The organism is Prochlorococcus sp. MIT 1342 (assembly GCF_047304495.1).
GTDB classification, from domain to species: Bacteria; Cyanobacteriota; Cyanobacteriia; order PCC-6307; family Cyanobiaceae; genus Prochlorococcus; species Prochlorococcus marinus_D.
The window spans coordinates 879,465-899,952 of the sequence record NZ_CP138957.1 but is presented as its reverse complement, the minus strand read 5'-3'; the positions used below and the strand labels follow the sequence as shown (position 1 = coordinate 899,952).

18 protein-coding genes are annotated in these 20,488 nt (G+C 47.2%); 12 read left to right on the top strand and 6 right to left on the bottom strand.

What is annotated here, in order from left to right; translation table 11 throughout:
• The first annotated feature begins 391 nt into the window (after positions 1 to 391).
• The 4 genes from SIB79_RS04825 to SIB79_RS04810 all read left to right on the top strand — a co-directional run bounded on the left by SIB79_RS04825 (position 392) and on the right by SIB79_RS04810 (position 4,853).
• Positions 392 to 1,507 carry a phosphotransferase enzyme family protein gene (locus tag SIB79_RS04825; RefSeq protein ID WP_063404156.1) on the top strand — a complete coding sequence of 372 codons (1,116 nt, stop codon included), beginning with the start codon at positions 392 to 394 and terminating at the stop codon, positions 1,505 to 1,507.
• A 20-nt stretch (positions 1,508 to 1,527) separates the two neighbouring features.
• Positions 1,528 to 2,076 carry a DOMON-like domain-containing protein gene (locus SIB79_RS04820; RefSeq protein WP_413681156.1) on the top strand — a complete coding sequence of 183 codons (549 nt, stop codon included), beginning with the start codon at positions 1,528 to 1,530 and terminating at the stop codon, positions 2,074 to 2,076.
• Between the two features lie 750 nt (positions 2,077 to 2,826).
• On the top strand, positions 2,827 to 3,873 hold the full coding sequence (locus SIB79_RS04815) for an SDR family NAD(P)-dependent oxidoreductase (RefSeq protein ID WP_063404081.1): 1,047 nt from the start codon (positions 2,827 to 2,829) through the stop codon (positions 3,871 to 3,873).
• Between the two features lie 164 nt (positions 3,874 to 4,037).
• Positions 4,038 to 4,853: a CDP-alcohol phosphatidyltransferase family protein gene (locus tag SIB79_RS04810; protein WP_063404082.1), complete on the top strand. Its 816-nt coding sequence runs from the start codon at positions 4,038 to 4,040 to the stop codon at positions 4,851 to 4,853.
• Positions 4,854 to 5,157: 304 nt separating this feature from the next.
• Here the strand turns inward: SIB79_RS04810 and SIB79_RS04805 are convergent, their stop codons facing one another.
• The gene (locus SIB79_RS04805) at positions 5,158 to 6,225 is read right to left on the bottom strand and encodes a transglycosylase SLT domain-containing protein (protein WP_063404083.1); all 1,068 of its coding nucleotides are present in this window, start codon (positions 6,223 to 6,225) and stop codon (positions 5,158 to 5,160) included.
• Positions 6,226 to 6,241: 16 nt separating this feature from the next.
• On the opposite strand from SIB79_RS04805, the gene SIB79_RS04800 reads away from it, so the two are divergent.
• The 4 genes from SIB79_RS04800 to SIB79_RS04785 all read left to right on the top strand — a co-directional run bounded on the left by SIB79_RS04800 (position 6,242) and on the right by SIB79_RS04785 (position 10,198).
• Positions 6,242 to 6,937 carry a hypothetical protein gene (locus tag SIB79_RS04800; RefSeq protein ID WP_063404084.1) on the top strand — a complete coding sequence of 232 codons (696 nt, stop codon included), beginning with the start codon at positions 6,242 to 6,244 and terminating at the stop codon, positions 6,935 to 6,937.
• A gap of 43 nt (positions 6,938 to 6,980) precedes the next feature.
• Positions 6,981 to 8,309, top strand: coding sequence for an O-acetylhomoserine aminocarboxypropyltransferase/cysteine synthase family protein (locus SIB79_RS04795; protein ID WP_011130253.1), 1,329 nt, complete (start codon positions 6,981 to 6,983; stop codon positions 8,307 to 8,309).
• Positions 8,310 to 8,323: 14 nt separating this feature from the next.
• Complete coding sequence (locus tag SIB79_RS04790; protein ID WP_063404085.1) at positions 8,324 to 9,217, top strand: homoserine O-succinyltransferase; 894 nt, start codon at positions 8,324 to 8,326, stop codon at positions 9,215 to 9,217.
• Positions 9,218 to 9,463: 246 nt separating this feature from the next.
• A complete protein-coding gene (locus SIB79_RS04785) occupies positions 9,464 to 10,198 on the top strand; it encodes an outer membrane protein (protein ID WP_081215682.1) in 735 nt (244 codons plus the stop codon).
• A 433-nt stretch (positions 10,199 to 10,631) separates the two neighbouring features.
• Here the strand turns inward: SIB79_RS04785 and SIB79_RS04780 are convergent, their stop codons facing one another.
• On the bottom strand, positions 10,632 to 13,310 hold the full coding sequence (locus SIB79_RS04780) for a glycosyl hydrolase family 18 protein (protein ID WP_063404087.1): 2,679 nt from the start codon (positions 13,308 to 13,310) through the stop codon (positions 10,632 to 10,634).
• 497 nt (positions 13,311 to 13,807) lie between these two features.
• Positions 13,808 to 15,478 (bottom strand): bifunctional aminoglycoside phosphotransferase/ATP-binding protein, encoded by a 1,671-nt coding sequence (locus SIB79_RS04775; RefSeq protein ID WP_236072678.1) that lies wholly within the window; start codon positions 15,476 to 15,478, stop codon positions 13,808 to 13,810.
• 103 nt (positions 15,479 to 15,581) lie between these two features.
• Between SIB79_RS04775 and SIB79_RS04770 the strand changes: the two genes are divergently transcribed.
• Positions 15,582 to 16,187, top strand: coding sequence for an alpha-ketoglutarate-dependent dioxygenase AlkB family protein (locus tag SIB79_RS04770; RefSeq protein WP_063404088.1), 606 nt, complete (start codon positions 15,582 to 15,584; stop codon positions 16,185 to 16,187).
• A 293-nt stretch (positions 16,188 to 16,480) separates the two neighbouring features.
• On the opposite strand, the gene SIB79_RS04765 is transcribed toward SIB79_RS04770, so the two are convergent.
• Positions 16,481 to 16,918 carry a hypothetical protein gene (locus tag SIB79_RS04765; protein ID WP_063404089.1) on the bottom strand — a complete coding sequence of 146 codons (438 nt, stop codon included), beginning with the start codon at positions 16,916 to 16,918 and terminating at the stop codon, positions 16,481 to 16,483.
• Between the two features lie 356 nt (positions 16,919 to 17,274).
• Positions 17,275 to 17,439, bottom strand: a complete 165-nt coding sequence (locus tag SIB79_RS04760; RefSeq protein WP_155724673.1) for a hypothetical protein — start codon at positions 17,437 to 17,439, stop codon at positions 17,275 to 17,277.
• Between the two features lie 1,175 nt (positions 17,440 to 18,614).
• On the opposite strand from SIB79_RS04760, the gene SIB79_RS04755 reads away from it, so the two are divergent.
• Positions 18,615 to 18,812, top strand: coding sequence for a hypothetical protein (locus SIB79_RS04755; protein ID WP_074161349.1), 198 nt, complete (start codon positions 18,615 to 18,617; stop codon positions 18,810 to 18,812).
• 9 nt (positions 18,813 to 18,821) lie between these two features.
• On the opposite strand, the gene SIB79_RS04750 is transcribed toward SIB79_RS04755, so the two are convergent.
• A complete protein-coding gene (locus tag SIB79_RS04750) occupies positions 18,822 to 19,157 on the bottom strand; it encodes a GRAM domain-containing protein (protein ID WP_236072680.1) in 336 nt (111 codons plus the stop codon).
• A 117-nt stretch (positions 19,158 to 19,274) separates the two neighbouring features.
• Between SIB79_RS04750 and SIB79_RS04745 the strand changes: the two genes are divergently transcribed.
• Positions 19,275 to 19,583 carry a hypothetical protein gene (locus SIB79_RS04745; protein ID WP_063404092.1) on the top strand — a complete coding sequence of 103 codons (309 nt, stop codon included), beginning with the start codon at positions 19,275 to 19,277 and terminating at the stop codon, positions 19,581 to 19,583.
• A gap of 66 nt (positions 19,584 to 19,649) precedes the next feature.
• Entirely contained in the window at positions 19,650 to 19,985 is a 336-nt protein-coding gene (locus SIB79_RS04740) for a DUF3303 domain-containing protein (protein WP_196757636.1), read from the top strand.
• Positions 19,986 to 20,488 lie beyond the last annotated feature (503 nt).

The following is a 20,488-nucleotide window of genomic DNA, read 5'->3' as shown; positions in this document are numbered from 1 at the left end:
TACTTATCAAGCGATTGCCTGAAAGCCAGACACTGTGATCAATACCAACCCGCAAACTTAGCCTGTTAACATAATAAACTTACTACGATTAGCATCAATCTCTATATCTTGAACAAGGCTTACCTCTCCAACTCAAAACATAACAATCATTCCAAGCATGATGCACTAAGCAACCATGCCCTAACCTAAAGAATGCAATCCGTGCAGAACTAGCGTGATGCCTGGAGCAAATCATCGAGTCTTAAAGTCAAGGCGAGAGCTTCGGAGATCCACCGCCTGCTTTTCCGCACACTGTTCTCTGGCAAAAGCCTTTAAAAGACATCATCGTTGCTAATAAAGACACAAGTAAGCAGTCTTGGCCAAATCCCCACTCGTGACCATCAATACTCTAATGAGTATTGCTGGTCAGTTTTGTGCTCAAGGAAATATATCAAGTATCGATGTACTGGGATCTGGCAACGTCAATGATACTTTTTTAGTGGCCTTGAGTGGTACTGAACCTCAGAGCTTTGTGCTTCAACGTCTCAACACCCATGTGTTTGATCGACCTGATCTCGTGATGAAAAATATGCTCAACCTTGTTGAACATGTGGAAAAAAAATTAGCCTCAAATCCATCAGAGCTAACCGGCAGGAGATGGGAGATCCCAAAAGTTCTACCAGTCCGTGGCTTAGATGAACATTGGATTGAACAAGATGGACAGTTCTGGCGTTCCATCACCTACATCAACTCCGCTACACCTGTTGAGGTACTCCGCGACTATGAACACGCTAAAGAAATCGGATATGCCCTTGGCATGTTTCATTACCTCATCAGTGATCTCCCCAACGATGGATTAGCAGACACGCTTGAGAATTTTCACGTTACTCCTGCTTACTTACAACAGTTCGACATTGCCCAAACCATAGGATGCATTGGTAGCGTTACAACTTTGAAGCGAGACTCACGCCTTAGCTCGGCGATGCATTTCATAGAGACCCGTCGCGCTGGCGTCGATGTACTAGAAGCCGCACTTTGTCGTGGTGAACTAAAGAAACGTCCCATTCATGGTGATCCGAAGATCAACAATGTCATGATCGACAACCTCACAAGCAAGGCGGTGGGGTTGATTGACCTCGATACCGTCAAGCCTGGCCTGGTTCACTATGACATTGGTGATTGCCTTCGTTCCTGTTGTAATCCAGCAGGAGAGGAAGCTACCGATATCAGCCAGGTTCAATTTGATCTCTCACTATGTGAAGCAATCCTTGATGGATACCTATCTGTAGCAAGAGGCTTCTTGAGTGAAAGGGATTATCACTACATCCCCGAGTGCATCAAATTGATCCCATTTGAACTTGGTTTGCGCTTCCTTACTGATCACCTCAATGGCAACATCTACTTCAAAACGAAACATCCAAACCAAAACCTTGATCGCGCGGAGGTGCAGTTCCGCCTCATGGAAAGTATTGAAGCTCAGTGGACCTCTATTGTTGGCTTGGTAGAGCGCCTGAGGAGCCAAAGCTAAAGATGGCTCGCCATGCTGTCATGACACGCCAAGTATGCACTCTGGTTCCCTATGAACCAAGGCAGAAACCAAACTTACTAGTTAGTGCTGAGTTTGTATGGCATGAAGAAGGGATTCTTGAGCTCAGTTATGGGCTTCGGAGTCGAGGAGAAGCTGGGCTCAACGATATTCAAATGCCAGCCACTGCAGTTTCACCACAGCGATGTGATGAGCTTTGGTCGAACACGTGCTTCGAGGCATTCCTCGCTCATCCTGGGCAAGAGAAATACTGGGAACTCAATGTTGCCCCTAGTGGTAATTGGAATCTTTACTCCCTTGAGAACTACCGCAACGGACTCAAACCAGAGCTCGGCGTACTCCTCCCAACCATCAGCATCCATGGTGGACCAAAAGATTTTCGCTGTGATGTGCTTCTCAATTTACAGCCCTGGTTTCCAGCTATTTCCTGCCCAGAGTTCTCTCTCACTGCGGTCATGAAACATGCCGATGCAAGTTATAGCTATTGGGCCATTCGCCACACAGGCCAAGGCCCAGACTTTCATGACCGCCGAAGTTTCATTCAACCCTAAATCGTGCACTCCTCCTGGGGACAATTCAGCAGCTCAAAAGCAAAACCATGCCAATGCTCTAGATCAGTCAGATTTAGCATTCGTAGAACTTCATTGAAACATTGAAGTTTGATGTCTAATAGATTCCGAAAGAATCAAGCAGCCTTAGGTTTCTTGATCATCATCACTGTAGCCATCATGATTACAGCGCTCAACATAAGTAAAAAACAGCTTTTAATACGGGAAGCCTCCTTAGTCCATCAATGTCTACGAATAGCTGATCTCAGCGCTTGCACATCCATCGATATGGAACGAATCCATCCCAATACGCGTGAACTGATATGGCGGATGATCAAGAAACTGCAGAAGAGCTGGTCATGAGAAAGACAGAAAAGGTTCGCTTCTCTACAAAATAAATACCAACGACTCTGATCACCATGTTTAATAAAATCGTTATCATTCAGATTGCAGCCATCCTTGCCGCTTGCTGATATGACAAAGATGAGGCAATTATTAAATGGGGTGGACTGCTGGTTGCCGTCGTGACTTCGGTTGTCAGCTTGGTGCAGAGCTGAGCACTAGACAAAAAACAGTCGTTAGCTTCTAGGCGGAAAGAACTCTTAACCAGCCTTTTTTCTTGCCTAAAAAAGAAATTGTGGTTGGTCTGAACGCAAAGGATGGTGCGACGAATTCAATTCAGCTCGTAGCAGCCTTGAAGGCCATCCCCTAGAGCAAGGCAACAAGCACCATCTTCTGCATAGGGTGCAAACCATGACCAAAGCCCCCTCGTCAACAGTCCAAAGCCGCCGAATCCTGCTCACAGGAGCAAGTTCTGGAATCGGCTATCAAGCTGCAGTTCAAATGCATCGTGCCGGACATCAGCTAATTCTGCCTTGTCGAGATCGGTCTACAGCTACGGCAACGCTTAAAAAGCTCTCAGAGGAAACAGTTCAACATCAGCAAGAGAGAAGCCCAGTTTCAGCTCCAGTCATGGACTTAGCTGATTTGGAAAGCATCAAACAGTGTGCTGATGATCTATTGAGCATCGGCCAGCCAATCGATACCTTGATCCTCAATGCTGGCCTTCAATACACTGGTGCAGCAAAAGCGCAGCTCTCATCTCAGGGCTACGAACTCACCATCGCGGTGAATCATCTTGGTCATCAGGCCTTGAGCATCCGCCTATTACCGCTGTTAGATGCAGGGATGAGCCCACGTGTAGTGGTAACAGCTTCCGAGGTGCATGACTCCAATTCTCCTGGCGGACGCTTTGGCAAGCCTGCTGGCTTAGGTGATTTGACGGGTCTCAAAACCGGAGCCGGCTTTGAGATGATTGATGGCAGTTCAAGCTTTAATGCAGACAAGGCCTACAAAGACAGCAAGCTTTGCAACGTACTGTTCGCTCGGGAATTGGCAAGACGACTGAGTTTGCGTTCCATACAGATACCAGTGCTGGCATGGGCACCAGGGCTAGTGATACCTCGCAGCTCAGGAGGCTTCTTTCGCTACAGTCGGCGCTACAACGAATGGGGTCAGCGGGTCTTTTCACTCGTGGTGCGAGATCTGTTGCGCATTAGCGAATCAGCAGAGAATGCGGGGTCTCTACTGTCGAGACTTGCGACAGATCAATCGTTAAACACCTCTCCATTTAGCTATCGAAGCAATCGGCTTGACGGTCCAGGGCAGCACCGTTTTGAAGAAGCAAATGTAAGCAAGGAAGCACAGGACAACAAACTGGCCAAATCGCTGTGGGAAGTGAGCGCCGAGCTGATAGGACTACCTACTGAGCTACCACCTGCCTCAGTATCACAATGCTAAGCTTTGTTCAAGAGGACCTAATCAAGTGTATATATAGGCCCTGAATTATAAAAAAGTAGAAGCGACAACATGCAGCATGTATCTCAAATCCACAATCAAAGTTTGACAAGTCTTGATCGTAAAACTATTGCGATTTCTACTAAGCCAACAATAACACTACTGTAATGCCAAAACTCCCCCCTGAACATAAGTTTTGGGACCTGTCAGATTATGCACGTCCAGGGGCAATATGGCTGGTAAAACGACTGCTGCCTACATCGATAGGCGCTATCACATTAACATGGCTATTTACCGCAGTAGGCCTAGTTAGTGTACTGCTAATTTTTAATCGTTATGCACTTACACTTGCAGGCTCACTGCTGATATTAAAAAGCCTGCTTGATGCGGCAGATGGTGAAATGGCTCGCGCAAGAAATCGACCATCACATACTGGTAGATACTTGGACTCAATAAATGATTTAATTCTGAACGGGCTTGTGTTGTTTGCGATTGGCATCCCGCTGATGATACCTTTTTGGAAAATTGCGCTGACCTGGATCTCAATTCAACTGCAAGGGACAATATTTAATTATTTTTATGTGATTAAAAGGCATCAGGCATCCGGGGATAAAACAAGCCGTATATCCGAAGTGACTTCTCCAGTTCCTTACCCTCAAGAGAACCCAAGAGTGTTATTTATACTTCATAAGCTATATCTAATTTTTTACGGTTGGCAGGACTGGATTATCGACACAATGTTCAAGGGCAATCAAATAACCAACTCAAGATCTCGCCCAATCCCAAACTGGATTATGAGCTTAATCTCAATCTTTGGATTGGGATTCCAACTACTGATTATAGCGATACTTCTCTGCACCAATACCCTAGAGCTAACCTTTCCTATCTTTTTGATCGTCTACAACATCATCGCGGCTATGGTTGTCTTTAGTGTTTTAATATTAGGGTCAAAAAAATTACAAAAAAGAACCGCAAGGCTCTAGCTTCTACTTTATTCAATCTTTATTGAAGGAGAGATATTAACTACAATCCACTAGTTCCAGATCAACCCAATAACATTTACTGCAAAGAGCAAGTTCCCTAAATTGATTGATCTACAGAATTCAAGAACTACCTACAAAAGACATCTCATCGTCAACAAGTGGTCAAACCAAATAACTTTAGATCGCTAGAGGTTATAGCGTTACTCCATGTGCTGGGATTAAAAACTATTGAGTATTCAAGGCCTAATTCATACTATGTTAGCCATTGATCATCCTCCTGACAATTCTGAATTGATCAAAGTGGTTATCTTGGGTCACTTGCTGGAAACTTCCTTAAATAGGTAGAAATAGGAATTGGCTTGTTTTGATTATAACCAACAGGCAGCCATAAATCCCCAGCATCAATGTCAAAATGAATTTCCCAATGATAAAGGCCAGTGAATGCGCGCGGATCTTCCTTCAATAAGGCTGTGTATTCGAGCACGGCCCTTCCGTAATGGTCGCTATTGTTATATCCCCACAACCCTTTACGGATATCTTGCAGCCCGCCGCGGCGTACTAGATAGCGCGCGGCTGCCTGAATCGCGTCATGGGGGTCACGGATGTCCCCTTCTCCAATACCATTCTCTTGCCAAGTTGTTGGCAAAAACTGCATCGGTCCTTGAGCATTAGCTACAGAGACACCATCGATGCGGCCCATTCCTGTCTCAACAAGGTTCACTGCCGCCAAAACTTCCCAGTCGATACCAGTTGAACTTTCTGCTTTGCGGTAATAGCTCAATAACTTCTCTGCAGGCTCGGGCGGAATGATTCTCCAGGCCGGCATTAAGCGAGGTCTAAAGGATCTCCTGTGCATCGCAAGAAACTCACGCCTTGCGGCTAAATGCCGTTCAGCCACATGACGCCAACGGCTCGGCAAGTGAGCCAGCACCTTATTAGAAGTGGGTAGATCCTTAGACAACACTCGGTAGATGAGCTGTTGTTGATGGCCAAGGCTTGGGAGATCTTCTTCAGGTGTTGATGGTTGAAGCAGCGCTTCTTCTACCTCTTGAAGAAGATCCGCAAGCTTGATCGGATCATCTGGAACGATGGGGTAATGACGCCCATCAGCCATACGTGGCCGATCGACATCGCTTGGCAGAATCGGACTTTTTGATGCGGATTGGCGTTCCGCCACAAAAACATTCGTGGTACTTAGTGACTTCAAAGCCAAGCTACCCATGAGGCTTAGAACCCCAGCGCTGAAAAGCATTAGAGCGAGGTGACGTTTCCTCATGACAACCAACTCAAAGGCAAAGATGACGCTAAGGGAACTAACCAACAAAGGCTCGATGGCACTGATCAGCCCGCCGCCGCTTACGCTGCCGTCCATTACATGAAACCCTCGCGTGGCCAAGGAATCCACTCACCGAGCTGATGATCTCAAAGAACTTGGCTGGTCCAGCGAGGACGTAGCCCGCTATGCGGAGCTATGGGACTACCGGCAGCGTTGGGGTGCAATGAACTTGGAGCGAGAGGACCGCCAGTTCCTAAGAAAGGCTGAAGCCGCTCTGCCAGCAATCGTCACTGGCAAGGCTGCAGCCAAAAAAGCCACTGAGGACAAGTCTTATTACCGCAGGCTCCGCTTCTATCTCCAGGCCATGAATGAAGCAGAGTTAGCTCTCGCACTTGAAGAGAACGCTCGTGGCGCATGGCCGATCCTGCTGGAAGAAGAATTGCGAGCTCTCGACTATTACGAACCTGTTCTCGGCCTACCAGACACCCTGAAGGCCAAGAAGTTCGATGCTGTACGTGAATCGATTGCTAACCGTGCATCAAAGCTTGCTGATGAGCAGGGCCTTGTGGTGAGTTTTGATTTCCAGGCCCCCCTCAACGCTCTCAAAGCTCAAGAGCCGACAAAATGGCGCCAATTAAGAGAAGAAGACACTGCAGCTGATCAGAGCTATCCCATACTCAATGCCTCTGTGGTCGAAGGCTTCCGCCAGGAAGTGAGGGCCGAATTGGTGCCCTTAATTCGAGAAACACTGCCATCCTTAGCCAAGACAGATAAAGCTGCTCCACCTGACGACTGGAACCGCGCCTGAGACTAAGTTGCTAGAAAGAAAGGACCTTCCTTTTTACGTGTAGTTGACTTCACATCGCTTCGAAACCCTCCAGCTTCATGCCGGCCAGGTAGCTGATCCTGTCACGAACTCACGGGCTGTACCCATTTATCAAACCAGTTCGTATGTCTTTAATGACGCTGAACATGGTGCCAACCTGTTTGGTCTTAAAGAATTCGGCAACATTTACACCCGTCTGATGAACCCCACGACGGATGTGTTTGAAAAGCGTGTTGCGGCTCTTGAGGGAGGGATTGCTGCTGTAGCGACAGCTTCCGGACAATCAGCCCAGTTCCTGGCAATTACAAATTGCATGCAGGCTGGTGACAATCTTGTCTCAACATCCTTCTTGTATGGAGGAACCTACAATCAATTCAAGGTGCAGTTTCCCCGCCTTGGCATTGATGTGAAGTTTGCAGATGGTGATGATGTTGATAGCTTTGCCACTCAAATCGATGCCAACACAAAAGCAATTTATGTGGAGTCGATGGGAAACCCTCGCTTCAATATCCCTGACTTTAAAGGCCTTTCAGGCTTAGCAAAAGACATGGGAATCCCATTAATTGTTGACAACACCCTTGGAGCAGCTGGTGCTTTGCTTCGGCCCATAGAGCATGGCGCTGATGTGGTGGTGGAAAGTGCCACCAAATGGATTGGAGGCCATGGCACCAGCCTTGGTGGAGTGCTTGTGGATGCTGGCACCTTTAACTGGGGCAATGGTAAGTTCCCACTGATGAGTGAGCCAAGCGCGGCATATCACGGTCTGGTGCACTGGGATGCTTTCGGGTTCGGCAGCGACATCTGCTCCATGCTCGGCGTTCCAAGCAATCGCAATGTGGCCTTTGCACTGCGAGCTCGAGTTGAGGGACTGCGTGACTGGGGAGCAGCTCTTAGTCCATTCAATTCATTCCTACTTTTGCAAGGGCTCGAAACATTGAGTTTAAGAGTGGAACGCCATGCATCCAATGCCATGGCTCTTGCTACATGGCTGCAGGATCATCCCAAGGTTGCCAGTGTCAACTATCCCGGCCTGAAAAATGACCCATACCACGCACAGGCCAAAACATACCTAACGAATCGAGGCATGGGATGCATGCTGATGTTCTCCCTTAAAGGGGGCTTTGATGATGCCGTGAGCTTCATCAATGGTCTTGAATTAGCTAGCCATCTCGCCAATGTTGGTGATGCCAAGACCTTGGTGATTCATCCTGCATCCACCACGCATCAACAACTTTCTGCTCAAGAGCAGGAATCTGCAGGAGTCACTCCCACAATGGTTAGGGTATCTGTTGGCCTTGAACACATCGAAGACATCAAGGCTGATTTTGAACAGGCCCTAGCGGCCATCAGCTGAGACTGGAGGCATCGATGGCGCTGATCCTGCCACGCAGTTATCACAAGATCGCCGCGGTGGAGAAGAACCGGATCTCATGGATCGAGCCGGAACTTGCAGAACGTCAGGACATCCGGCCATTAAGAATCGGAATCCTCAACATCATGCCCCTGGGCAAGCAGTATGAATTCAATCTGCTGCATCCCCTAGGGCTTTCACCTCTACAGATCGAACCGATCTGGATAAGGCTACGTAGCCATAGATATAAAACATGGGACCTTGCTCATCTCGATAATCTCTATGTGAGCTGGGAGGAAGCGATGGAACCCAATCCTCTTGATGGTTTGATCATCACTGGAGCCCCAGTTGAACATCTGCCATTTGAGGAGGTGAACTACTGGCAAGAGCTAGTAAAAATCATCGAAGAGGCACGGCAGAACTGTGCAAACACGCTTGGCTTGTGCTGGGCTGGTTTTGCCATGGCCTATCTCGAAGGTGTCGATAAAAAATCATTTGCCAAAAAGTTATTCGGGGTGTTCCCAATGCGCAGCTTGGTCCCCGGCCATGCACTGATGGGCACTCAAGACGATCGATTTGTGTGTCCGCAAAGTCGCCATGCTGAGTTGCCTGATGGCGCAATGGAAGCTGCACAACGACAGGGACGTCTACGTTTACTGGCCCATGGTGAGAAGGTTGGCTACACAATCTTTGAGACCACCGATCAACGCCAACTGGTGCATCTTGGCCATCCGGAGTACAACGCGGGGCGCCTGTTAACAGAGATGGAACGTGATCAAGCGCGAGGTGATGTTCAGCCCCCTGAAAACTTTGATCCAGACAACCCTCTAACTCTATGGCGATCACATCGCAATCTACTGTTTCAGCACTGGCTATGGTTCTGCTATCAAAGAGTAAGTTTGCGTGACTAAAATGCTGTCATCATCACGACATATAGAAAAAACAATAACCAAAAGAGTCAAGAAGTCTCTCTCAATGGACCGTCAAAAGCACGACATCTAGGGGATCTTCCTCATGCCTCGCTCACTTTCTACGACTTGTAAATACAATCAAGGCAAATCCATTTGGTGCAATCAAGAAACTGGCAGACATGAAAACAGTTCTCTACCTATAAGGCTACAGTCTTCCAAATAAGTACTAAAATAAGACCATTCACCATGAGTGACCAAATGATAAAAAAAACAAGATTTGCGACCTGCCTGATCTTTTCGGTATTGATTATGCCTGGAGCAGTCATGTCAGAGCCTATCAATGAGCAATACGAGCAAAAGAATCAAACTGAATCAAGCAGAGAGCGTAATGTTGAAAGCAGCGGTTTCTACACTTCGGTAGGCCTGTCTGTCGGATTAACTAGCAATTTTACCCTTGAGAGCACCAACAACTCAGCTCCTTGGATATCAGACGAATCTTATCAAATCAATAAAACAATAGGTCCAAATATTGCTATAGGTTATATCTTCCCGGGTGCATGGCGTCTCGAGGGTGAATATTTAGGTCTTTACCCAACAGCCACGAACAAATTCAAAATACGAGGAAGAAAAACCTGGAATGACGGAGATCAAGTCGCGACTAATTTAGTGCAACTCAATGTAATCAAGGATATTAAAACAAATTCTAAGTTTACTCCTTATATCGGCGGAGGATTAGGTTTTGCCTTCAGTCAATACAATGTGATGAATGGTCTTCACAAAGGGTCAGCTTCAGGAACAACCTTTACTGGCCAAGGCAAGGCTGGAGTTTCCTATGAGCTTTCCAAGGATACAAGTTTTTACTTGGGTTACCGCATTGTATGGATTAATGGAGGCAATACTATCGATGTATGGAGCGACAATCCTAAAACTCAGGACTATTTACAGCAGAGTGTAGATGCCGGCATTCGCATCCGACTCTAGCAATTACTTTAAAAGTGATCTGCCGTAGAAAATTAAATAGTTAATATTGCTATCAAGCCTAATCCTTCGGCTTCACAAGCGTCTCATTGAAAAACACAACCAAAATCACCATCGACTATTGCTATCACTAGGCAGAGCTAGAAAATTAGCTGATTCTCTACAAAAGGAATTTCATCAGTGTTTGCTATTGCCAATAATTTATCATTATCGCTTCTAGAAGGATTGAGACTTGATGGCGTACCAACCTCATCAAGAACGTCCGCTTGGTCTTGGAAACTCACAATTGTATGAATGTCTCCAAGGCGGTAATCAATAAATCATCGCCTTACTTGCTTAAAAGGCAGTTCATCATTCAGATCATCGTGAAACCCTTCTGAATCTATCTACAAATGTTAAAAAGACATTCTGTCGATAGAGCCGATCAAGTCGGTAATCAGGCAAGAGTGGTGAAGTCGCTGATGTTGAACTGCCCATCACCACCGAACACAACATCGAAACCAGGGCTACGTGCAATGACCAGATCAGGAGAGACCCCACCACGAAGAAGATCGGACGCAGCACCAATCAAGCTCTGCTCGCCAGAACTATCGCTGGATAATGCCCAGAACATCATTCCGCCCAGCTCAGCTGCATCGACGTAAGCAGCTTTGCCAGCAATTGTGCTTGGGGTCTCGATCGAACTCCAAATCTGCTCCTGGTCGTTGTAGAGATAGGCAGCCTTGGCATCGTCGTCCCAGGCAAGGTCATAGGAGCCATTATTGATGCCAGTAACGAGATCCTTCTGGTCATAATTGCCAGCCTCATAAGAACCGGGAGCAGAGTTTGCAACGCCCAGCTCTCCATAACCCAACTTTTCACCACTATCGACGCCACCCCATGCCCTCGTGTAAGTCGGTACTCCCAATACCACCTTGTCGGGGGCTATCCCAGCATTTCTGAACTGCTGAATGGCAGTCACGACGTCATAACCACCAGCATCCGCCGTCATCGCAGCCTGGTGTCCTATAACAGACTCCCAGCCGCCATGGAAGTCATAGGTCATCACATTATACAAATCGACGTAAGCATCAATTGCCGGAAGGTTGAGATTAGCCAGCTTCTCTTGACCTCCCGCGGTAAAAATTGAGATCTCGTAGTCCTCGCCGGTGCGAGTCTCGAGGAGATCCATCTTCTGACGCAAAACCTTCAGCGTCGCCGCGAAGTTGGCGCCGTCTTGATCACTGAAAGCATTACCGCTAAGACCACCTCCTCCTGGATACTCCCAGTCAAAATCAACGGTATTGAAGAAATCGTAAGTCTCGAGGGTTGTAATGACGCTGTCAGTAAACCGCTCGCGGCCGGCCACATCATCGAGGGCAAGGCTGAACTCGTCAGACAAGGTCCAACCACCAAGAGCCAGGCCAAGACTGATGTCGGGATTCAGCTGCTTCAAAAGGGCAAACTGACGTAGGTTGCCTGCAAGCTCACCGTTGACGTCCCGGCCCACTGGGACACCACTCACGCTCACGCTTCCATTCCCATTGATGCGAGTCATAAATTCAGAACCAGACGTATAGCTAGAGCGACGTGAATCGTCCAGGGCGGCCCACTCGTCGGCACTAAAGGTACGGCTAACTTGTTCCTCGCCGCTGTAACGCTTGTCGGTGGCAGCCCAAGAATCAAAAAGGTTGACATCTCCATTGGCCTTAACATCTAAAAAGGAGTAGTTGATGTGGGTCAAGTCTTCGACATTGATGTCTTGCACCAAAAAGTCGCGGGAGTAGATTCCCCACTCTTCGAAATAGCCCACGATCCGCTTAGATCCATCTGCGATGTCCGTAGAAGACACCTCCAACAGATACGCGTCGTCATTGGTCCCCATCTCAGGCACAAAATCAGTGGTCGTCGCGGGATTAGACGTCTCAGCCTCCTGAGGCTGCATAGGATCTGCCTCAACAGTGATGCCGCCTGATGGCATCTGTGTCTGACCGTCAGCAAAGAACAGTTCGTTGTTGAGACTGCCACTATTTGGCAGACCCACGCTCTGAGCGTTGAAACTCACCTCAATACTTTGGCCAATAGCGATGCTCTGGTTCCAGGATGCAGGTGTCAATGTGATCCGGTTGGTACTATCCGCCAACAACTCAATCTGAGCATCTCCGGCCCAGCTCTGGAAGTTTGTATGCGGAGTCACGAAAGACACCGACCAGCCATCTAGATCTGTATTGCCGGAATTTGTGAGCGTGAGCTTTCCACTCATGCCTCCCCAATACAGGGAACCACTCACCTCAAGCAAAAGCGGACCATTGCTGGCCAACATGGCATCACAAGTAGACATATCAGACTCAATGGCGCTGTGGTCCAAGGCGATGTGATGTGCGCTGTGATGTGCGCTGTGATCAACCTTGTTGATGATTAGCGTTTCAGCCGCCTGAACCAACTGGCCAGAACGCACCTGGTAGCCATCGGTTGTTGCACCTCCAATTGACTGCGGTGTCAGCAATAACTCCCGACTAACCAGGCTGACGTCATCCTCAGCAACCCAAAAGGGTTCCTCAAGGTTGTCTTCCATGACCTGGTCAAAATGGAACTCCAGGTTGCCTGCATACAAATCAGTACGTTTCACTCCCACCAACAGCAAGCTCTGTGATGAGGGATCCACTGAAATCAGTAGGCCCGCGTCGGTGTCGGTCAATGACAAACGCTCACGCGTGCCTAGATATAGAAAGTTCAGCTTCTGGGTCTGGGGATCAAAGTTCTCGACCCGCTCATGGACGCCATATTCATGGGAACGTATGTAGACCGTGTCCGCATCGCGCGGACCGATACCCAACTCCCAGGACATCACACCACCGATATCCTCTCGCAAGTGTTCATTTCCAACCGGGGCGAAATTTACAAGCGTTAACTGGTTCCAGCTAATTCCATTGCGATTGTGATCAAGAATCCTTTGATAATCACTATCCTGCCAAGGATTAACGAGCACCGCCGTGCCATCGACAAGCTTGCCAAGGATTAGACCATGTACGGAGATATCGCCAAAATCAAGACGATCGCGAGATGGATCGAAGCCCGTGATGTCTGCCCCTGAGGCGTTAACCACAAAGGTCTTACCACCAAGTTGAAAAGCCATTGAAGTAAATCCGCCTACGCAAGAATTCTTGTCTTGAATACAGCGCAAGAGAACCCTACAAGTGAAGGGTTTTTCAATGATTCAGATGATACTCAGAAGCATCTAAGAGTTGATTAAGCCAAGGGGAAGCTCAGTCATAGCTATTTCCAAATGTGAATACTAAGAACAAACATACATGAAATAAAATGTCGTTATTATTAACGATGTGCGAAATACCTTAAACCATCATTTTTACAAAAACAGAACAACAGAGAAGATCTACAAAAAAGATAAAAAGGTTTTTCTGATCACGAAACGTAGAGCCTGAGAAGGTTACCGAATCATAATGGTCAATGAGCCAAAAGATAAGCCAAGTAAATCATATTCTAGTTATTTTTCCTATCTTAAACGTAGAGCCATACAAAAGCAGCAATCTATGGCCAAAGAATCTTCACCCTTTCTCCCCACAAGAGAAGCAAAGTCATAATCTATGGCAAAAGCCAAGTGTATCGGATGCACTAAGGATTCAGCAAAACACGCAAACGTTCTAGGCCAATGCTGATAGAAGTTTTTTCTGTAAACCTAACCGTCAGATCTTGCTCATAGGTGGTTAGAGGTTCAATCCACGCTTTCTGCAGTTCACGCACGCTTAAATCTGCCTCAGAGGGATCAGTTCCAATCCCCATCCTTGTAGCGATACGCTGCTGAGCTGTGAAATCACTACATTCACAGGCCACGATGGCAATCGGGCATCCTTGCTGACGCGCCAATGCAAACATTCGCCGTCGTTCTCGTTCGCGTAAGAAGGTGGCATCAACAATTGTGGTGTAACCACTGCTCAAGCAACTTTGAGTTAATGCCGGTAGGCATTGATCAAACAACCACTGGGTGACCTCAGGTTGATAAGGGTCTCCATGAAAAAGTGGTGCAATGCCACCACTTGTCATAGTTCCTTTCTCAAAGCCAAGCAGCTTGTGCAACGGTCGGCGACCGAAAGCACGCTGACGTTCAACATCTGAACGCAATCGTACTGCTGGCAACTGCTGATAAAGCTGCTCACTCAAAAAGGATTTACCACTACCACTGAGTCCATGCATCAGCACAATACCGGCTGATTTTGTTTGCTGGACCTCTCTTGCCCGCTGAATGTAGAGGTTGAGATCCTTAAGCAGCCGTTGAAGATCTTGCTGATCAACAGAGTGATGCTGACTCTGGGAGCTGAGTTGCTGCCATTGCAGGCCACTCACTTTGGCGCGCACAAGCGCTCGGTAAGCCGAATACCAAGGCCAAAGATCAAGAGCCTCGTAATCGCCGGTGTGCTCAAGCCATTCGTTGAGTATCACCATGGCATCACCCTGATGATCGTGTACCTCAAAATCCATCACTAGAAATGCCATTTCACTAATCGGATCGATCCAACGAAGACTTGGATTAAAATCAATGGCATCAAAGACTTCTAAACGTTCATCGTTGTTTAAGTGTATATTGCCGACATGAAGATCGCCATGGCATTCGCGTATGGCTCCTGCGTTGAGTCGTTGTTTAAAACGAAAAGCCAGTTCTGGCTGAATCCTCTTAATCCAAGCTCGATGCTGCTCAAGCCAAAGCTCTAATGGCTCAGGAAGTGTCAACTGATCCAATACACGCAAATTGGCATGAACAGGATTGATTACCGCATCAAACCCACCAAAATCACCATCTGCAACGGCCGTTTTGACACTGAGATGAAACTCTGCAAGATCGAAAGCAAGTCTTTTTAGGGATTCAGTCTTCAAAACCCCATCACTCAGATAAACACTGAGAAGACGAGAGGCAGGGAACTGACGCATCTTCACAGCAACCTCAACCACACCCTTTGTGGATGGATCATTCAATTCAAAGTTTTCATCGAGAACTTTGGCGCCATCAACTGATTCGAGAATCCTGGTCACACCTAGATAAAGGTCTGGAGCCAAGCGACGATTTAGGCGCAGCTCCTCTTGGCAAAAATGAAGGCGTTGCTTCAGCGTGGTGGCGTCTACAAAGTCAAAATACACAGCTTTTTTGACTTTGTAGACATAGGAACCGGTCAGAAGCACCCAGGAAATGTGGGTCTCGACAAGCTTCACAACCTTCACCGGATGTGGATAAGCCTCAGGCTTCATTAATGCCTGAATCAAAGCGGGTTGGTTTTGCTTGGTCGTGGTCACCCGCGGAGTGTTTCAGCTATGACTCAACACTCGCATCTGTGACTACTCTCCGCCATCTATAAAGCCAACATGATTCTGTTCAATAATGTTGGCTAGGAGCTCTATGGCACAGCCATCACAAAGACACGGTTGGGCAGAAGCTCGCCCTTGGACGTGGATGGCCAATTGGTTGAACTGCGCTGATGCTCGATCCTGGCTGCATCGACTACAAGACGGTGTGGCTTGGGAGCAACCGGTTGTTCGAGTCTACGGACGTCATCACGTTGTCCCACGACTGACGGCATTCATGGCAGCTGAGGGGGTCAATTATCACTACAGCGGTATAAGCCATCGCGGCGAAGGATTACCTGATTGGCTCTATCCCTTACTCAGGCGAGTGAATGCGACCTGCAAGGAAAACTTCAACGGTTGTTTACTGAATCTCTATCGCAATGGCAACGACAGCATGGGTTGGCATGCGGATGATGAAGCTGAGATTGAACCAAACACACAGATCGCTTCCTTGTCACTGGGAGCAACAAGGGATTTCTGTTTAAAGCATCGCCATCAACCGTTGCGGGAAGTGCTTCATTTGCAGGGCGGCGATCTTTTGATCATGCACCCTCAATGTCAAAGAGAATGGCTACATGCATTGCCGAGACGAAAGAGAGTGCTTCAACCAAGAATCAACCTGACCTTCCGTTGCTTTATCAAAAGCCAAGGTCTATAACTCATTAGAATGCTTATGGGTGATCAATTCTATTTGACAACCAAATCGGATGCAAATAAATATTATCGATTGCCATGGACTGGGAATTTTCACCTCAATCATATCCATGATGAGTGGCATCAAATTGCCGTGCATTTCCGCAGGATCAATGGAATCAGAGATGGTGATCTTCAAATCAGGATCTGATCTTTGGCTGAAGAGGTAATGATATTGCTTATAGATGAGAAGTTGATAGCTAGTTCTGTGGTGTCAAGTCAATAAATACTGTAAATGCTGATCTGTCTGATCTTTGGCTAATATCTTTTCGTTCCAAGAAAGCCATCCTTTGTACAGTATCCAGCACGCCATATTCGGATATTGGCAGAGGCCCAGGGGCACCAGTAATTTCCCGGAAAATCACGGCCATCTAGCATTTTTTGCGCCGGAATATAGATAACATTTGTGCCTTTGATTTCCTGTACGCCAGCAAATTCTTGCTCCCATGGCTTAAAATTAGGATCTCTAAATGCACATCCTCGCGAAAAAAGATATTTCACTGTTTTTTTGCTGGCATCACCTTTTCTGGCTGATTCCCTCCTAAGTATTGCATTGCATCCGCCCCATGGATGACTCGACATATAGTAAGTATCTATTACTGTATATGTATCTTCGGCCTTGGCGGGAGCTTCTGTTACCACTGCTGTTGCCGTGATGGTAACAATGTAGAAAGGAATTGAACGGGAGAAGCGCATTGGTTGATTCTTCGGCAAGCTTTTGGTGCGACTTGTGCGTCAAGCTCGTTAGAGACGATATTAGTCGTGGGTGTTTTAGCACTAGACATAGTGCCTTTTGATATAATATATAGAAAATAATGTTTGACGCAGTGATGGAAAGCCAGTGAGCGATAAGGAGAGGCGAAGGGAATGCAGTACTGGAAATGAACGTTTAAAAGAGCACTCATTATCTGAGATATTTGTATTGGTTCCAACTAGGTCACATCAACTGCAGCAAAAGGAAACTGATAATATTTTACGACTGAACATCAAACAGCCCCGTATCATGGCGGGGCTGCTTATTGAACATAGAAAATGAATGGATAGTCAATTAATCAGCCTTCTTCCATAGAGTCATGGCTGTTTATGACATATTCATTAAGCTCATCAAGAGCGTTTATAACATCATCGGATTGATCATTGATCCACTTTTTCCAATCTCGAAATATCCAGCCTGACAAGCCACTACCATTGATCATTGTAAGATCATCCAATGTCAATTCTTAATCAAGAAACCCAGCGTTGTTAATTTGTTTGATTTGGTGGTGAGGGTTTTCCTCTGTCAAATGAGCCATGTCAGCAATTAATGATTGATGTGTTGATCTAGAGCAAAAGCTGCTGTGAGATTAATCAACCTCTTGAGAATGGTGTCTGGTCAACACCTTGCAAAGCTTTCAGGCAGGTTTAATTCTGGCAACTAAGCCGTTACAGCCACATCAATGAAAGCAAAAATAAGACTGAGGTACATCAACGACTGAAGATCAAAAAGCCCCGCCATGATGCGGGGCTTTTGTTTATTTATTTTCTCCCCCTAGAGCGGTGGCGACTTTTTGTTTTCATCCTTCACCGCTATCCATAGATTCACTCAACCTCTTTAAAAACGCAGTGACCTGGCTCAATGCCATCGATGAGTTCGAACACAGACTGATCAAAGACATGCTTAGCTTTTGATAAGCAGAGCAAACAACTGACATGAAGAAGGGCACCCGCGTCGGATGCCCTCAACTCCAGGACAGGTTTTCAGGGTTTCAACGTCCTCGGACTCCTGACCCAGGTCTAAGCAAGCAGGTACAAGGTTTCAGTAGGAAGAATTGCTCTTTTCCGCTTTTCCCACAGAGTGGCTAGCAATGTCCTCTTCCAGTGGACATCGGCATCAGTGAACTTTTTGAGGCTTTGCGGGCTTCAGTTCCTTAAGCAGCTCTCGCAGCCCCACTAGTGCAAGCACAAAACTGATCCCCATGACAATCACAGCAGGTGTGTCCATGCCCTGAAAAGCGAAGCACTTATCTAATAGCTACCCCTTGGCTTGGTCGAGATGAGAAATTTTACTCATTATTGATTCTGGGTTGTACAGACCGAGGAGTAGAATAGAAGGCGACACTCCACACACAGTTTGTCGTTTGGTGCTACTCGATGAGGGTGTCCTTTTCTTATGCGCCTGTGATTAATGCTTGAAACAAGGGCAAAGAAGTAACGGGGGGCCTGCCAATTACCTGCGTCGATCAATCAGGCAAGTTGCGCTTCCATGACTGGGTTTTGGTATGTGAAGGCTTGACTCAGCCTGTTGTGCAATTGGTTGGCAGTGAAGAGGATTTCAGCGCAAAACTGGTAGGTCCATCACCGCCCTAATCGTTAGTGGCGACGTATTTGGCTATCTCCGCTGCGCACCTCTCAAATGACTGTTCAACAGGGATATGCCTTGATCCGTGAGGACATCGATCAGGAAAATATCCAAAGAACAGATCTTGTTGCTCAAGCTATTCATCTACTGATGGGAAGCGCAAGGGTTGCTTTAAAGCAGAACAACCCCGGTGCTGTTGTGAGCTCTGTAGCTCAATTCGACAAGTTATGTGGGTTAGGAGTGAGGAAATAGTTAGGGGCCTTAGTTCTGTCCCTCTTTTAATTTATTGATTTCATTGATCCAAGGAGTTCTTCTCAACAGAATGAATTTATCTTCATGACCTGAACGAGAAGTCACGGCTAGAGTGTTGGGAAAGATAGGGATAACGTTTAAGAATTTTGTCCAATCCTTTCTTAGCCTATTGATTTCAGAAATTGAGACGGTGGTTACCCCTGCTTGAATGTTGAGCGCATGTGACTCAAAAATCAATCTTGCTGTGGTCAGATAAAGCATCCCTCCAACAGTCTCAATACCTCTTTGATGGTTTGCCGGCGATTTCTTGACAAGCTTTTCTCCAACTTCAAGAACAGTCTTCACGCAAGGGACCATTTTAATTTAAATTACAATAGCTTCAATTAAAGAACCTTCAAGCCTTCTTTAGTTAAGACCTAAGAAGTTGTTGCCTTACCGATCCACCCAAAAGATCACCGGCGAATGTTGAATACGCTCAGAACTATCCATGCCAACCCAAAAGCGGCTGGGGTAAGGAAAGGCTTTGATGACCCCTATTCCAATTATGGCCACTACAGCAGATTGAAGGCAGACGGCATCAGTGAATGGAGCCCTGCCTTTTTAAAGCTCTCGGCCACTCTGAATATTTGTGCCAGGCGCTATGAGCGTTTCTGCCAGCGTTATCGCCATCACGGCAAAGCTGCTCCCAAATGCCATTGGGGTCGTCGCATACTCGAACGACTGGTGAGCAGTGCCAGCCCCGCTGGTAATCAGAGCACTCCTCCTCGCTGAAATCTCCGGTTTTCAGGGCATCGGGACTATCCCAAGACACACAAGTGTTCCGTTGCTAAGCAGAAGATGCTTTGCCTCAACCTTGTGCAGCATTACCTGATTGTCTGGACTTTCCCCACTGTTGAGGGGGCCTGGGATTCGTGCCCTGGATTTTCGGACTACATCAATGCAGGAGGGCCTGGCGACAAATTCGAGGGCTTTGAGCTCAAATATCGCGTCTGCGAACCTGTGAGTGGCAGTGGGGTTGCCATCGCAGTAGCTAGCGATATCGGCAAGGTTTGGGCCCACCTCGGTCCTTGGATTAAGGGCTATGGCATCCAATTCGAGGTCACTGCTGTGGTGTCAGATGCAGAGTTCGCAGCAATGTGGCCTGGCGTGGAGGAGGCTGCTGCTGTCGAATAAAGACCAACAAGCGGCAGACCGGCTGGCTGCTGATGGGCGCCAGCAAGAGACAACTCAACCAGTGTCAGGAGCACTGGTTGAGCCAATGGCAGCAGCGACAGGGAAATAGCAAGTGCCGTTCTTCTGCGTGGCATCTGCTGGGTGCTGCTGGGATCAAGTTAGGCCGGCTATCTTTCGTCTTTAGTAGTGGGCTTTCATGTCTTAAGCCTTCATCTCTTCACTTTCTAATCCTTTGCATTCGAGCCATTCACCGCAACAAAAGGATCAGCCAGATCGCGAGTCATAAACCTGGCATAGAGACACATATGAACTTCTAAGCTATGTCCCATCTCATCTGCTATTTGTTTTAGGTGTAAACCTCTGGCATGTTTCTTGTTTCAGCCACTAGGTCAGACCAACTGTAGGAATGGATAAAGGATGAGATGTTTCTCCTTTAAAAGCCCTACCTAACGCAGCGGGAGGAATAGGACTGTCTGGTTAGTACCAATGACTTACAAAGCTGT

What these genes read in the sequence shown, in the direction of transcription:
- SIB79_RS04825 (WP_063404156.1), top strand. Translation starts at nt 392, where the DNA reads ATGAGTATTGCTGGTCAGTTTTGTGCTCAAGGAAATATATCAAGTATC.
- SIB79_RS04820 (WP_413681156.1), top strand. Translation starts at nt 1,528, where the DNA reads ATGACACGCCAAGTATGCACTCTGGTTCCCTATGAACCAAGGCAGAAA.
- SIB79_RS04815 (WP_063404081.1), top strand. Translation starts at nt 2,827, where the DNA reads ATGACCAAAGCCCCCTCGTCAACAGTCCAAAGCCGCCGAATCCTGCTC.
- SIB79_RS04810 (WP_063404082.1), top strand. Translation starts at nt 4,038, where the DNA reads ATGCCAAAACTCCCCCCTGAACATAAGTTTTGGGACCTGTCAGATTAT.
- SIB79_RS04805 (WP_063404083.1), bottom strand. Translation starts at nt 6,225, where the DNA reads ATGGACGGCAGCGTAAGCGGCGGCGGGCTGATCAGTGCCATCGAGCCT.
- SIB79_RS04790 (WP_063404085.1), top strand. Translation starts at nt 8,324, where the DNA reads ATGGCGCTGATCCTGCCACGCAGTTATCACAAGATCGCCGCGGTGGAG.
- SIB79_RS04785 (WP_081215682.1), top strand. Translation starts at nt 9,464, where the DNA reads ATGAGTGACCAAATGATAAAAAAAACAAGATTTGCGACCTGCCTGATC.
- SIB79_RS04780 (WP_063404087.1), bottom strand. Translation starts at nt 13,310, where the DNA reads ATGGCTTTTCAACTTGGTGGTAAGACCTTTGTGGTTAACGCCTCAGGG.
- SIB79_RS04770 (WP_063404088.1), top strand. Translation starts at nt 15,582, where the DNA reads ATGGCACAGCCATCACAAAGACACGGTTGGGCAGAAGCTCGCCCTTGG.
- SIB79_RS04765 (WP_063404089.1), bottom strand. Translation starts at nt 16,918, where the DNA reads ATGCGCTTCTCCCGTTCAATTCCTTTCTACATTGTTACCATCACGGCA.
- SIB79_RS04755 (WP_074161349.1), top strand. Translation starts at nt 18,615, where the DNA reads ATGACTGTTCAACAGGGATATGCCTTGATCCGTGAGGACATCGATCAG.
- SIB79_RS04745 (WP_063404092.1), top strand. Translation starts at nt 19,275, where the DNA reads ATGTTGAATACGCTCAGAACTATCCATGCCAACCCAAAAGCGGCTGGG.
- SIB79_RS04740 (WP_196757636.1), top strand. Translation starts at nt 19,650, where the DNA reads ATGCTTTGCCTCAACCTTGTGCAGCATTACCTGATTGTCTGGACTTTC.